At 56.9% G+C, this 13,051-nt stretch carries 13 protein-coding genes and 1 pseudogene; 7 read left to right on the top strand and 7 right to left on the bottom strand.

The features are described 5' to 3' along the window. Positions 1–4 precede the first annotated feature (4 nt). The 4 genes and pseudogenes from LRS40_RS20035 to LRS40_RS20020 form a co-directional block, all read left to right on the top strand. Positions 5–508: pseudogene (locus LRS40_RS20035) on the top strand (LysR substrate-binding domain-containing protein); the annotation flags it as partial. A gap of 345 nt (positions 509–853) precedes the next feature. Beyond that, positions 854–1,417, top strand: coding sequence for a DNA endonuclease SmrA (gene smrA / locus LRS40_RS20030; protein WP_231312484.1), 564 nt, complete (start codon positions 854–856; stop codon positions 1,415–1,417). 23 nt (positions 1,418–1,440) lie between these two features. Next, on the top strand, positions 1,441–1,635 hold the full coding sequence (locus LRS40_RS20025; RefSeq protein ID WP_142489290.1) for a hypothetical protein: 195 nt from the start codon (positions 1,441–1,443) through the stop codon (positions 1,633–1,635). A 23-nt stretch (positions 1,636–1,658) separates the two neighbouring features. After that, positions 1,659–2,615, top strand: coding sequence for a zinc-dependent alcohol dehydrogenase family protein (locus tag LRS40_RS20020; protein ID WP_231312483.1), 957 nt, complete (start codon positions 1,659–1,661; stop codon positions 2,613–2,615). Here LRS40_RS20020 and LRS40_RS20015 read toward each other — a convergent pair. Beyond that, on the bottom strand, positions 2,612–3,649 hold the full coding sequence (locus tag LRS40_RS20015; protein WP_142489292.1) for an AI-2E family transporter: 1,038 nt from the start codon (positions 3,647–3,649) through the stop codon (positions 2,612–2,614). The genes LRS40_RS20020 and LRS40_RS20015 overlap by 4 nt on opposite strands. Before the next feature lie 417 nt (positions 3,650–4,066). On the opposite strand from LRS40_RS20015, the gene mdtJ reads away from it, so the two are divergent. The 3 genes from mdtJ to LRS40_RS20000 all read left to right on the top strand — a co-directional run bounded on the left by mdtJ (position 4,067) and on the right by LRS40_RS20000 (position 6,994). After that, a complete protein-coding gene (mdtJ, locus tag LRS40_RS20010) occupies positions 4,067–4,429 on the top strand; it encodes a multidrug/spermidine efflux SMR transporter subunit MdtJ (RefSeq protein WP_156263673.1) in 363 nt (120 codons plus the stop codon). Then, positions 4,416–4,745 carry a multidrug/spermidine efflux SMR transporter subunit MdtI gene (gene mdtI / locus LRS40_RS20005; protein ID WP_142489294.1) on the top strand — a complete coding sequence of 110 codons (330 nt, stop codon included), beginning with the start codon at positions 4,416–4,418 and terminating at the stop codon, positions 4,743–4,745. Before mdtJ ends, mdtI begins: the two co-directional genes overlap by 14 nt. Before the next feature lie 86 nt (positions 4,746–4,831). After that, positions 4,832–6,994: an EAL domain-containing protein gene (locus LRS40_RS20000; RefSeq protein ID WP_231312482.1), complete on the top strand. Its 2,163-nt coding sequence runs from the start codon at positions 4,832–4,834 to the stop codon at positions 6,992–6,994. Between the two features lies 1 nt (position 6,995). Here the strand turns inward: LRS40_RS20000 and LRS40_RS19995 are convergent, their stop codons facing one another. The 6 genes from LRS40_RS19995 to LRS40_RS19970 form a co-directional block, all read right to left on the bottom strand. Next, positions 6,996–7,820, bottom strand: a complete 825-nt coding sequence (locus LRS40_RS19995) for a serine protease (protein ID WP_156263675.1) — start codon at positions 7,818–7,820, stop codon at positions 6,996–6,998. Positions 7,821–8,099: 279 nt separating this feature from the next. Then, positions 8,100–8,420: an acid resistance repetitive basic protein Asr gene (gene asr, locus LRS40_RS19990; protein ID WP_231312481.1), complete on the bottom strand. Its 321-nt coding sequence runs from the start codon at positions 8,418–8,420 to the stop codon at positions 8,100–8,102. Positions 8,421–8,569: 149 nt separating this feature from the next. Continuing rightward, positions 8,570–10,057, bottom strand: coding sequence for a carboxypeptidase M32 (locus tag LRS40_RS19985; RefSeq protein ID WP_231312480.1), 1,488 nt, complete (start codon positions 10,055–10,057; stop codon positions 8,570–8,572). Positions 10,058–10,101: 44 nt separating this feature from the next. After that, positions 10,102–10,899 carry an IclR family transcriptional regulator gene (locus LRS40_RS19980; protein ID WP_156263678.1) on the bottom strand — a complete coding sequence of 266 codons (798 nt, stop codon included), beginning with the start codon at positions 10,897–10,899 and terminating at the stop codon, positions 10,102–10,104. 123 nt (positions 10,900–11,022) lie between these two features. Next, positions 11,023–11,670: a bifunctional 4-hydroxy-2-oxoglutarate aldolase/2-dehydro-3-deoxy-phosphogluconate aldolase gene (locus LRS40_RS19975; protein WP_156263679.1), complete on the bottom strand. Its 648-nt coding sequence runs from the start codon at positions 11,668–11,670 to the stop codon at positions 11,023–11,025. A gap of 46 nt (positions 11,671–11,716) precedes the next feature. Next, positions 11,717–12,955: an MFS transporter gene (locus LRS40_RS19970; RefSeq protein ID WP_231312479.1), complete on the bottom strand. Its 1,239-nt coding sequence runs from the start codon at positions 12,953–12,955 to the stop codon at positions 11,717–11,719. Positions 12,956–13,051: the final 96 nt, after the last annotated feature.

Raw genomic sequence — 13,051 nt, 5'->3', positions numbered from 1 at the left:
CCCGATGATTAATGAATTACGCCAGGGGGAGCTTGATTTTACCATCAATACCTATTACCAGGGGCCGTATGATCATGAATTCACGTTCGAAAAATTGTTTGAGAAGCCTTTTGCGATATTTTGTCGGGCAGATCATCCGGCAATAGGTGCGGAATCCATTAATGCGTTGCTGAAATATAGCTGGACGATGCCAACCCCGCGAGGCAGTTATTATAAGCAACTGGAGGAGATGTTTTCCCACCGGGCTCAGATCCCCCATATTGGCGTGGTATGTGAGACATTTTCGTCCTGTATTAGCCTGGTGGCGCAGAGCGATTTTCTCAGCATACTGCCGCAGGAGCTGGGCTGCGACCCGCTGTTGGCCAACAGGCTGGTGATGTTGCCGGTGAAAGAGTCGTTACCGAAAGCGACCTATTACCTTATTCAACGAAGGGACTCCCGACAGACACCGTTGACCACCTCATTAATCACACAATTCAGACGTCATGCCCGGCAGGTTATTTATTAGACAGTATAAGGATAAAAAAATGGAGCCCGTCGACATCCAACAGACTCCACAGTACACACAGCATTGCTCCAGATGCAACTCTGCTTATTATTTCCGTTGTGCAGATAACTTCATATATAACATCTTTTAGTGATAAATAAAGGAATTAACGTAACGGGATCATAAAAATTTAATGTAAGTCATAAAGTTAATCATTAATAAAAATTAATTTCAGTCCACATGCATTATCCATTAAATTTAGTTTATTAATTATTGTTTTTGGAATGATTAACCGACCTGTAACGCCGCATTGAGCCACGTGAAAGGGGCAGGTATAGTACCCTGTCAGCTAAGCAGGAGGATGCCATGAACCCAGACGATAAATCGCTTTTTCTCGATGCGATGGAGGATGTCCAGCCTCTCAGGCGTTGTACCGACGTCCACTGGCAGCCCGCCGCCACCCCGCGCACTCGCCAGCCTGTGGACACCAGCCAGTTGGATAACTTTCTCACCACCGGCTTTCTGGATGTTCTGCCTCTGGCAGAGCCGCTGGCGTTTCAGCGGGAAGGGGTGCAACAGGGGGTGTTCGATAAGCTGCGCTCGGGCAAATACCCCCGCGAGGCGAGCCTCACCTTATTGCGTCAGCCCGTGGAGCAGTGCCGCCAGCAGCTGTTTACCTTCATTCGCCAGGCGGAGCGTGACGGCTTGCGTAACCTGATTATCATTCACGGTAAAGGGCGCGACGATAAGTCCCACGCCAACATCGTGCGCAGCTATCTGGGGCGCTGGCTGCCGGAGTTCGAGGCGGTACAGGCGTTTACCGTGGCCCAGCCGCATCACGGCGGCAGCGGCGCCTGCTATGTTGCACTGCGCAAGTCCAGTGAGGCGAAGCTCGAAACCCGTGAACGTCTGGCTAAACGCAGCCGCTAGCCCAGAGCGGGCACGGCGTATCGGTGGGCGATGTCGCGCTGAGCCTGAACGCGCTGGAGAAGGGCCTGCTGGTGCGGCCCTTCTCACGCATCGTCCGCACCGGCGATGGCTATTATCTGGTGTCGCCGGGCGACAGCAGTAAGCAGCAGGCCATTACCCGTCTGGGCGAGTATCTGCTGGCACACACCCCGGATATGGTACATTTGCGGGCTGAATGATTCTGACAGAACGCCGCGCATCCATGGAAAATACCGCATTACGCTACCGCCAGTTTGGTGAACCTGAATCTGTACTCCAGAGGGAAATCAGCGAAAAAGCGCCGCTACAGCCGGGAATCCTCCGGGTGCAGATGCGACTCGCCCCGGTCAACGCCTCAGATCTGATCCCCATCACCGGGGCCTACCGTCATCGCATCACGTTGCCCGCCATCGCCGGATATGAAGGCATGGGTCAGGTGATTGCCGCTCCGGACGGCGCTGCGCTTCTGCCGGGACAGCGGGTTTTGCCCCTGCGCGGGGAAGGCACCTGGCAGCAATATGTTGATTGCCCGGCGGCGCTGGCGATCCCGGTTCCCGATTTCGTTGAGGACGCGCTGGCGGCGCGGGCGTTTATCAACCCGATGGCGGCCTGGCTGATGCTCAACCTCTGGCCTGTGCAGGGTAAACGGGTACTGCTGACCGCCGCCGGGTCGGACTGCGCCATTCTGCTCGGGCAGTGGGCACAGCGGCGGGGGGCGACGGCGGTGTACGGCATTCACCGCTCGGCGATCCACGCCGACAGGCTGCGGGCAATGGGGATCTTCCCGGTTGCGCAGCAGGACAGCGATACCGTGCGCGCCCTCGCCGCGTCCAGCGACATTGTCTATGACGCCACCGGCGGCGAGCTGGCCCAGACCATCCTCAATTCGATGCGCAGCAGCGCAACGTTTGTCTGCTACGGGCTGCTCGCAGGCCAGCCCTTTTCGTTACAGCGTCATTTTCCGCCGACGCACTGGTTCCATATTCGCAACCACTTCGCGGCGCTTAGCCCGCAGGTGTGGCAGGCGGCGTTTAGTGAAATCTGGCCGCTGCTGGCTGAGAGCCAGTACAGCGACGCCATGCTGATCCCCTTTAGTGCCTGGCCGTCGGCGCTGGCCAGCTACCGCCAGGCGGGGCGTACCCACAAGCCGCTGCTGGACTTTACCCGCGATAATCCTTAGTTCGCCCGGCTCATATCACTGAGCAGCAGCGCAATACTTTTGCCGCCGGTGGTCTGCTCCAGCGCAATCTTCACGATAATGGTCAGAGGCACCGACAGGAGCATCCCCACCGGCCCCAGCAGCCAGCCCCAGAAGATCAGCGACAGGAAAACCACCAGCGTGGAGAGGCCCAGCCCGCGCCCCATTAACCGGGGCTCGAGAATGTTGCCGAAGATCAGATTGACGATCAGATACCCCGCCAGCAGCACCAGCGCCGGGTAAAAGCCGCTGAATACCAGCACCTGCGCAATGGGCGGGATGGCCGCCAGCACCGATCCGATGTTGGGGATATAGTTCAGGGCAAAGGCCAGCAGAGCCCAGACAAAGGCAAACCGTACCTCCAGCGCCGCCAGCATCCCCCAGACCACCAGCCCGGTCACCAGGCTGATGGCGGTCTTCAGCACCAGATAGTGCGAGACGCTGTCGAGGGCGCGCTGAATGGCGGCCATCCCCTCTACCGGGCGTGACATCAGCGGCTGGAGCTTCGCCGGCAGCTGCGGCACCTCCAGCAGCATAAACACCACGGTCAGCAGCAGCAGAAAGATAGACGTCATGGCACTGGAGAGCTGCGCCAGCAGGGCGGTTACCAGCGTCATGGCGGCATTAGGGTCGATATACTTCAGCAGCTCCTCCATCGACACTTCGATCCCGGCCCGCTGCAGCCAGGGCTCCAGATGCAGCAAAGGCACGGCCAGCGAGGTACGGTAGTGCGGCAGGGTGCGCGCCAGCTCATTCAGCGAGGTGCCCAGATAGGCCACCAGTAACGCCATAAAAACCACGATAAGCAGGATCGGCAGGACGATCGCCAGCACCCGGGGAAGACGCAGGCGCACCAGACGCCGCACCAGCGGGTGCAGCACCACGGCGATAAACAGCGCCAGGATAAAGGGCACAATAATATCCGCCGCAATGCGGATCCCCGTCAGCACAATCACCAGCATGCCGAGCATGATGACTATTTTTAATCCGTTGAGGGTAATAATGGGTTTGGCCATACTGGCTCCTGATGCCGTCCTTTTTATATATTCTAACGGCGCGGCGCTTTTAATAAATTAACCAAACGCAAACGGCGAGGGTAAAGAAATGAAAAGGCTTTGAGTAAAATCCTGGCTTATGGTAAAAATCAGCTGTGTTTAACTACCGGAGACAATTTTCATCTGCACTGACGAGAAGCAACACCGCAGATAATTGTAATTTTATGGACAATCTGTTCAGGACCTATTTTTCAAACCTCTCTGTTTTACTCTCCTCTTTTTGCCTGCTGTCTGGCGAGCAACACTGGCGCACCGCGCTGTAGACCCTCTCTCTGCCTGAGCTGGCGCCTTGCGCCCGGCTGAATCTTCATTCGTTTTTTACCCGGCTGCCATCACTGGCGAGCCGCGAAGGATTATATTCTCAAGCAGGAGAAAAACATGTTTTACTGGATCCTCTTAGCCCTGGCTATTGTTGCTGAAATAACCGGCACCCTCTCCATGAAATGGGCCAGCGTCAGCGGCGGTCACACCGGTTATATTTTAATGCTGTCGATGATTGCGCTGTCCTATATTTTCTTGTCTTTTGCGGTTAAAAAAATCGCGCTGGGCGTAGCCTATGCATTATGGGAAGGGGTAGGTATTTTCTTAATCACCCTGTTTAGCGTTTTACTGTTTGATGAGTCGCTGTCGCTGATGAAAATGGCCGGACTGACGACGCTGGTAGCGGGAATAATATTCATCAAATCCGGCACCCGCAAACCGGTAAAACAGCGCAAGGAGGCGACCCATGCCACAGTTTGAGTGGGTTCATGGCGCCTGGCTGGCGCTGGCGATCGTCCTGGAGATTGCCGCTAACGTGCTGCTGAAGTTTTCCGACGGTTTTCGCCGCAAAGCCTATGGTCTGCTGTCGATTGCGGCGGTACTGGGCGCGTTCAGCGCCCTGTCGCAGGCGGTTAAAGGTATTGAGCTGTCGGTGGCCTATGCCCTGTGGGGCGGGTTCGGGATTGCGGCGACGCTGGCGGCGGGCTGGATCCTGTTTGGTCAGCGGCTGAACCAGAAGGGCTGGATTGGCCTGCTTCTGCTTCTGGCCGGGATGATCATGATAAAACTGGCCTGATAACATCGCTGCCTGTCATTACAGGCAGCGAAATTCATCTCCTGTATTACGCTTAGACTGAAAGCATTAAAAAGGACGAGGAATGAATGCATACCCCTTTAAGCTGGCGTAAAATCCCCTCTGCGAAAACTTTGTTTGTCATGATTTTTATGGCAGGGCTCGGCTTAATTTTCTCCGTTGTGACCCTGCTGTACCTCTCGCTGAACCTCATCAGCAGTAAAGCCAATGAAATCGACGAGCAGCGTACGGCCCTCTCCGTGCAGGGCGCCGTTCAGACCTCGATTAACCGGGTCTGGTCGCTGGTGATCGACAACGCCGTCTGGGATGACGCGGTGCGCGAAGCCTATCGTCCGGCGCTGGACATAGACTGGCTCTACAACACCTGGGGGGCGGGCTATAAGGTCAATAACCTGTATGACGGCACCTTTGTACTCGACGAACGCTTCCGGGTGCTGTGGGGATCGTTTAAAAGCCAGCCTTTCGCGGAAAAAAACCTCGACTTCTTTGGCGATGGCTTAAAGTCGCTGATCCTGATGCACACCAACGCCCTGAAATCGGATAAAAACATCTATGCCGGGATCACCCGCACCCGGGCGGGGATCGCCTTCGTGGGCGTCGGACTGATCCGCCCGACGATAGGCAGTTTGCAGGCGGGGGACAATACCCGCCGCTTTCTGGTCATCACCCGCCACATCAATCCGCAAATTTTGCGCGATCTGGGAAACACCTTTCAGATCGACGACCTGACCTTCACCCCGGAGCAGGTCAGCGACGTTAACGTGCCGCTGAAGAGCTCTTCGGGGGAGGTGCTGGGGTATCTGTCGTGGAAGCCGCGCCTGCCAGGGGCTGCCGCGGCCAAAGCTGCTTCGCTGGATATCACCCAGATCGTGCTCTTCTCCGCAGCGCTGATCCTGCTGTTTATCCTCTTCAGCTGCGTGGGGCTGTATAAACTGGCACGAGGTGAGAACCTGGCGAGAAAGGTGGCGCGCACCGACTGGCTCAGCCATTTACCTAACCGCCGGGCATTGATTGAAGAGCTGGAGCGGGTGAGCCAGCGCGGCGATACCGATCGTAAAAGCGTGGTCTTTATCGATCTCGACGGCTTTAAAGACGTCAATGATATCTACGGCCACGAGGTGGGCGATGAGCTGATCGTTATCATTGCCGGCGCGCTACGCGACAACGTGCCGAAAGACGGCATGCTGGCCCGCATGGGCGGGGATGAGTTTGCCATGACCATCGGCGGGGACAATGCCGAAGCGCTGGCCTCCGCCTTTGCAGGTTTTGTTCTCGATTATCTGAACAATGCGATCCGCGTCGGGGAGCGCACCATCCATATTGGCGCCAGCATCGGTATTGCCAGCGGCACCCTGGTGGAGTGCACCAGCTCGGAGCTGTTCCGTCGCGCCGATATCGCCATGTACCACTCCAAAATCACCGGCAAGGGGCGGGTGACGCACTACGATACGGAGCTGAACAGCGTGCGTGAGCGCCAGGTGGCGATTGAGAGTCAGATCCGCAGCGGCCTTGAGCGCGACGAGTTCGATGTCTGGTATCAGCCGATCATCGATGCGCGCAGCCAGAAGATGGTCAGCGTGGAGGCGCTGGTGCGCTGGCCGCGCCGCCCGGAGGGGCCGCTGCCGCCGGACGTGTTTATCACTATCGCGGAGACCAGCGGGCTGATTTATGGTCTGGGGCAGTTTGTCCTGCGCCGGGCCTGTCAGGATCTGGAGCCTTACGCGGATCTCAAACTGTCGGTCAACATCTCGCCCGCGCAGTTCCGCGACCCGGAATTTGAGGCCAAAGTGGAAGGCGCCCTCGACGTCAGCCACTTCCCGGCCACGCGCCTGCAGCTGGAGGTGACGGAAACCTACGTTCTGGAAAATCCCGAGCGGGCGCGTTCAGCTATCAACAACCTCAGAGCCCAGGGGATCGCCGTGGCGCTGGATGATTTTGGCACCGGCTACTCCAGCATCGGCTATCTCAGGCGCTTTAACTTCGACACCATCAAGATCGACAAATCGCTGGCCGGGCTGGTGGATCATGACGAGCAGGCCGCGGCCCTGGTCAGCGGCACGGTGCGCATCGCCAGCGCCCTCGGGATGACCGTCGTGGCCGAAGGGGTGGAGAACGAGATACAGATGAAACTGCTGCGGCTGGCGGGCTGCGATCAGCTGCAGGGCTTCTGGTACAGCCAGCCGATGCCGATAGAGGCGATCATGGCGCTACGCCAGCAGCGGCAGTGCTAAATCACTGCCGGGCCAGCTCTTCCAGCTTGTCACGAAAGCCGGTAATCGACAGGGCGCGGTTGTCCGCCCGCCAGCGATCTTTCGCCGCCGGGGCGGAGCTTTGTACCCCGATGACCTGCCAGCCTTCGGCGGTTTTCAGCATCAGCGGCGAGCCGCTGTCGCCGGGCAGGGTATCGCACTGATGCGACAGCACGCCGGTTTGCGCCCAGCCGGTGACGATACAGTCCTGATGGGTATAGAGCACGTCGAGATGATCTTCCGGATAGCCTGCCTGGTTCACCTTGCGGTCGGCCGCTTTCAGGGCGGCGGTCAGGGCGTCTTTGTCGCCGGTAAACAGCGGCAGCGGGGTGATCCCCGATGGCGGATTACGCAGCACCACCAGACCAAAATCCCAGGAGGCGGCAGAAGGCGGCACGATCCAGCCATCGCCGTCGGCTTTCAGCCGTCGTCCCAGTGACGCCGGGACGCGCCCTTCAATGCCGTGGATCTCATAGCGCCAGCTGCCTTTTAGCGACACGAAGCGCAGGGCAACGGCGGTATCCGGTTTACCGTTTGGCGGCACAAGCAGGCAGTGGCCGGCGGTCAGCGCCAGCTGAGGGGTGATGAGAGTCGCAGTACACAGATTTCCACTGGCGGTTTCCAGCTGGCCAATGGCATCCCACGGCGAGCGGGAAGGATCGGCGACACGCGTGCGGTCGTCATGACCAAAAAACAGCGTTTGTACTTCTTTTTTGACGTTCGCAGCGTCGACACCGCCATCGTCCGCATGACTCAGCCCAGAAAAGAGAAAAAACGTTCCCAGTACAACCACAACAGATTTACGCATATCACACTCTGAAGGGGGATAATTATGATTATTAAATATGAACCCTGGTTAATAACTATAGACGGGACAGCGCGAAAGTGGGAGTAAAATCAGCGTGCTACACTCAGGAAATATAAAACACACTGGCGACAAGTGCGCACAAAATAAGCGTGATAAGAATGAACTCAAACCGATAGCGCTGAAACATAACGCCCTCCGGATAGAAAAACGGCGCTGCGACCTTGCGGGTTCAGCGCCGGGGACCAACGCGCCCCTCAGGGCACGTTAAGGTAAGTCGGCTTATGCAGCCGGTTTAGCTGCCGGGGCTGCAGCTTCGTGTTTCACTGGTTTTTTGTGGTGTTTTTTGGCTGCCTGGGCTTTCTGGGCAACCGGAGCGGCTTCCGCTTTTTTCACGTCTTTTTTGTGATGCTTTTTCGCTGCCTGTGCTTTCTGGACGGCAGCTTTTTTATGTTTTTTGTGGTGCACGGTTTTCGCAGCCGGTGCTGCGGTGGTGGTCGCGGTTGCAGCAGGTGCAGCGGTGTTGGCGACGGTGTCAGCAGCAAACGCAGCAGAAGAGAGACCCATTGCAGCGGCAACAACCAGAGCTAATACTTTATTCATCATCCTACCCTCGAATTGGTTTTTTCATTTAACCCCACTGCGGGGCCGTTGAAAGAACTATATCCCTGAAACTACGGGGCTTCCGTGAGTGATTGGTGACGGCGTGTAACGGATTGTACAGCGCCGGGTACGATACCCGGCGCGGAGGGTTACAGGTAGCGGGCGGTAAGATGGTCACGGAAGTAGCGGCTGTTGAGATCCTCCCCGGTCGCCTGCTCAATCAGCTGGGCAGTGGTGAAGCGGCTGCCGTGCTGCCAGATGCTCTGACGCAGCCAGTCGAAGAGGGCGCTGAAATCCCCCACGGCGATGGCGGCGTCCAATCCCGGCAGGGCCTTTTTCGCAGCAGCGAACAGCTGGGCGGCGTACATCGCACCCAGGGTGTACGACGGGAAATAACCAAAGCCGCCGTCCGTCCAGTGAATATCCTGCATACAGCCGTTGCGGTAGTTATCTTTGGTGGACAGGCCCAGCCACGTCTGCATCTTCTCATCCCACAGGGCCGGAATGTCCTCCACCTCGATCTCGCCGTTAATCAGCGCCCGTTCGATCTCATAGCGCAGCACCACGTGTGCCGGATAGCTCACTTCGTCAGCATCCACGCGGATGTAGCCCGGCTTAACGCGCTGGTTCCAGGCGACAAAGTTCTCCGGCGTGAAGGCCGCCTGGCTGCCGAAGCGCTCATGCACCGCCGGGAGCAGGTGGTTGAGAAACGCCTTGCTGCGGCCAAGCTGCATCTCAAAGAACAGGCTCTGGGATTCGTGAATAGCGGTAGAGCGTGCCAGGGCGATGGGCTGGCCGAGCCAGTTGCGCGGCAGGTTCTGCTCGTAACGGGCGTGGCCGGTTTCATGGATCACCCCAAACAGGGCGCTGAGCAGCTCGTCTTCATCGTAACGGGTGGTGATGCGCACGTCTTCCGGCACGCCGCCACAGAACGGGTGGGCGCTGACGTCCAGACGACCGGCATTAAAGTCGAAGCCGAGGGTCTTCATCGCCTCCAGCCCCAGCTCGCGCTGGATCGCCGTCGGGAACGGGCCCTGCGGCGGCACGAAGGACTGCTGCGCCTGCTTTTCGACAACCTGGTTCAGCAGATCCGGTAGCCAGGATTTGAGATCGCCAAACAGCTCGTCAAGCCGGGCGCTGGTCATGTCCGGCTCGAAGATATCCAGCAGCGCATCGTAAGGGGTGCAGCCTTTGGCTTCGGCGCGCAGGCGGGCCTCTTCCCGGCTCAGCTTTACCACCTCTTTCAGGTTGGCAGCAAAGCCCTGCCAGTCATTCGCCGGACGCTGGGTGCGCCAGGCATGCTCGCATTTACTGCCCGCCAGCGATTTGGCTTCAACCAGCGACTCTGGCAGCAGCGCGGCCTGCTGATAATGGCGGGTCATTTCCCGCAGGTTGGCCTGTTCGACGTCGTTAAGATCTTCGCTTTCAGCGTTACGCAGCCAGTCGGCCACTTTTTTATCGGTCAGGATCTGATGTTGCAGTACGCTCAGCTCTGCCAGCGCTTCGCCCCGGGCGGCGCTGCCGCCCGCGGGCATCATGGTGAACATGTCCCAGCTGGCGATGGCGGAGAGGTGGGAGAAGCGGGACAGGCGCTGGAAGGTGCGGGTAAGAGACTGATAGTTCTCGTTGTTCGTCATTCTGTTTCTCTTGTCCTTATGAAGCGTTTAAGGTGTGAACCCGATTAAAAGTCCGCATACAGGCGCGGGCCGCGATAGCCGATCCGCTGGGAAAGGTCCAGTGCCGCATCAGCGATCATTTTACCCAGGGCGGTGATTTTTTCGGGCTGGTGGTTAATTTTGGTATACAGGCTGGCAACGCTAATCGCCGCATAGATTTTGCCTTGCAGGTTATAAACCGGTGCCGCCAGGCAAAACACTTCCGCGTTATGTTCACGGTCATCAATGGCGTAACCCTGTTGGCGTGCCTGATTGAGAATAGCAAAAAACTGCGTTTCATCGGTGCAGGTATAGGGGGTAACGGGTTTTAAGCCCCCGGTACGGGCCAGTATCGCTTTTACCTCTTCATCGGGCAGTGCGGCGAGGATGGCTTTACCGAGGCCGGTACAATAAAGCGGATTGTTGGAGCCAATTCGGGCCGATGTGCGCACCGAGTTCGGGCTCTCGACTTTATCGAAGTAGACCAGTTCATCATTGTTTAACAGCGCCAGAAAGGCGGTTTCTCCGGCCACTTCGGCCAGCCGTTCCAGTACCGAGTGCGCTACGTTCTGGAAAGGGGTCTGTTCAAGGTAACATGCGCCGGTCTGAAACAGCTTTACGCCCAGTTTGAACGATTTCTGTTTTTCATTGGCCTGTTCCAGATAGCCTTTATCAAGCAGGGTGTAGAGAATATCAAAGGTGGTGCTCTTGGGAATGCCAAGTTGCTTGCTGATCTCGGTGATCGTCAGCTCATCTTTACTTGCAGCCACTAACTCCAGCATCTCAAGCGCCCGGGCAACCGAGCGATTTATCTTTTCCGACACGGGTTTACCTCACTGTCATTGTTATAGCGGGCAGTATAGCGAGGTAACCGCAGTGAAAACAGCGGCCAGGCGGCGGGAAAGAACAATAAAAAAGCCACATACAGTGGCTTTTGGGCTGTTCAGTCAGGCTCTTTTGCCGTCGTGAAAGGTGTGTATGAACGCCTTTGCTTGCTGGGCGATCGCACCCCAGTCGCCGCGTGCTATCCAGGCTTTGTTGGTCAGCGCGCTGCCGACCCCCACGGCGAAGGCGCCAGCTTTGGCAAAGTCGCGGGTGTTGTCGAGCGTGATGCCGCCAACCGGGATTAAGGACAGGTTATCCAGCGGACCTTGTATCTCTTTCATGTAGTTCACGCCAAGGCTGTTGGCCGGGAAGAGCTTCAGTAAATCCACGCCCAGACGGCAGGCCTGTAAAATCTCTGACGGCGTCATCACCGCCGGGATCATCAGCCGCTGCTTTTCATGCACCATTGACACGACGTCAGGATTGAAGTCGGGCGACAGAACAAAATCGGCCCCGGCATCCAGTACCAGCTGCGCCATCACCGGATTGATGACCGTCCCGGCGCCCACATACATTTTGTCGCCCATCTCTTGTTTCAGGGCGCTGATACTTTCCAGGTGACGGGTCGAATTACAGGTCACTTCAATAACCCGGATACCGCCGTCGTACAAGGCGCTCGCCAGCGGCAAAATGCCTTCGGGCGCGACGCCGCGTACAATGGCAATGATGCCGGTCTCTTCAATAGCGCCAATCACGCGATGTTTAATCATGAATAACCTCTTAGACAAAAATCAGGGAGTCTCCTCCCTGATGACATTAATCCCTTACGGTCACAGGCTCTCTGACGATGAACCAGTAACACAGTGCAGCACAGGCTGCGATAATCCCGCCGCTGGTGAACGCCAGGGTGTATGACCCGGTCACGTCGGCGATATAACCGGTAACCAGCGGTGATAATGAACCGGCAAAATAGCCGCCGAAGTTCTGAATACTGCCCACCGACGCCACCATCGACGCAGGAGCAACATCCCCCGGCAATGCCCAGCCGGTGGCCGACAATGCAGAAAGCAGTCCCATAGCCACCACCAGCAGGGCAAGGGTTGCGGATAAACTGTCGACCATAGGTACGGCAATCACGGCGACACCGGCTAACAGCGCGGAAATACTGATGGTCACGCGTTTGGCTTTTAACGACTCGCTGAAAATGTTTTTATCAACCAGCCATTTCGAAATATAGCCACCGGCAATCGCGCCAACGATACCGCCGAAATATGGAATACTGGCGTAGATACCTAATTCTTTAAACTGAATGTTCTGGGTCTTCATTAAATAGAGCGGCAGGAAGGTGGTGAAAATATTCATCATCCACACGTAGCAGAACCAGCCTAAAATCATTCCCCAGATGCAGCGGTATTTAAATAACCCGCCCCAGCTAATTTTTTCCGCGTCGCCCGTTAATTTTACTGCGGTGCCGCCGCCGCCTTCTTTAATATAATCCAGCTCTTCTTTGCTGATTGTCGGGTGCTTTTCTGGCTGATGGTAGGCAAAGATAAAGAACACGACAAACACTAAACCAATTGCCCCGGCAATATAGAACAGCGCGCGCCAGCCAAAGGGAACGATGATGGCGACCAGGATAGGCGGCGCAATCGCCGGACCCCATTTAGAGGCGGCATCCCAGAAGCCGGTTGCCAGGGCGCGCTCGCTCTTCGGGAACCAGGAGGCGGTGATCTTCGCCGCACCCGGCCAGCAGGGTGCCTCCGTTACGCCCAGAATGCCTCGGGCAAAAATCAGGGTGACCATATTGCTGCACGCACCCGTCAACATGGTCGCACCGCTCCATAACGCGATTGCCCAGCCGTAGACTTTTTTCGGCCCGAAGCGGTCTACCAGAAAACCCGCTGGCAGCTGGCAGAGCGCGTATATCAGTGCAAAGACCGATCCTAATAAACCGATATCGGTATTGGATAAATTAAGATCTTTCATCATGTCCGGCGCAGCAATGGATAAGCTGGCGCGGTCGAGATAGTTAATAATGCCGCCAACCAGTAACATGAAAACCACGAACCAGCGCTTATTTCCTCTTTTTTTAGCAACTGCTCTTTCATTAACGATAGTATTCATAAAGCAGACCTTTTAATTTTGTGTAGG

Origin of the sequence: Leclercia sp. G3L (assembly GCF_021117075.1) — a bacterium.
GTDB lineage: Bacteria > Pseudomonadota > Gammaproteobacteria > Enterobacterales > Enterobacteriaceae > Enterobacter > Enterobacter adecarboxylatus_C.
Note: the sequence above shows the minus strand (reverse complement) of the source record. Positions and strands in the feature narration are given on the sequence as shown.

Bases quoted from the DNA above. Each gene is read 5' to 3' on its own strand.
- smrA (WP_231312484.1), top strand. From the start codon at position 854: ATGAACCCAGACGATAAATCGCTTTTTCTCGATGCGATGGAGGATGTC.
- LRS40_RS20020 (WP_231312483.1), top strand. From the start codon at position 1,659: ATGGAAAATACCGCATTACGCTACCGCCAGTTTGGTGAACCTGAATCT.
- LRS40_RS20015 (WP_142489292.1), bottom strand. From the start codon at position 3,649: ATGGCCAAACCCATTATTACCCTCAACGGATTAAAAATAGTCATCATG.
- mdtJ (WP_156263673.1), top strand. From the start codon at position 4,067: ATGTTTTACTGGATCCTCTTAGCCCTGGCTATTGTTGCTGAAATAACC.
- mdtI (WP_142489294.1), top strand. From the start codon at position 4,416: ATGCCACAGTTTGAGTGGGTTCATGGCGCCTGGCTGGCGCTGGCGATC.
- LRS40_RS20000 (WP_231312482.1), top strand. From the start codon at position 4,832: ATGCATACCCCTTTAAGCTGGCGTAAAATCCCCTCTGCGAAAACTTTG.
- LRS40_RS19995 (WP_156263675.1), bottom strand. From the start codon at position 7,820: ATGCGTAAATCTGTTGTGGTTGTACTGGGAACGTTTTTTCTCTTTTCT.
- asr (WP_231312481.1), bottom strand. From the start codon at position 8,420: ATGAATAAAGTATTAGCTCTGGTTGTTGCCGCTGCAATGGGTCTCTCT.
- LRS40_RS19985 (WP_231312480.1), bottom strand. From the start codon at position 10,057: ATGACGAACAACGAGAACTATCAGTCTCTTACCCGCACCTTCCAGCGC.
- LRS40_RS19975 (WP_156263679.1), bottom strand. From the start codon at position 11,670: ATGATTAAACATCGCGTGATTGGCGCTATTGAAGAGACCGGCATCATT.
- LRS40_RS19970 (WP_231312479.1), bottom strand. From the start codon at position 12,955: ATGTTACTGGTTGGCGGCATTATTAACTATCTCGACCGCGCCAGCTTA.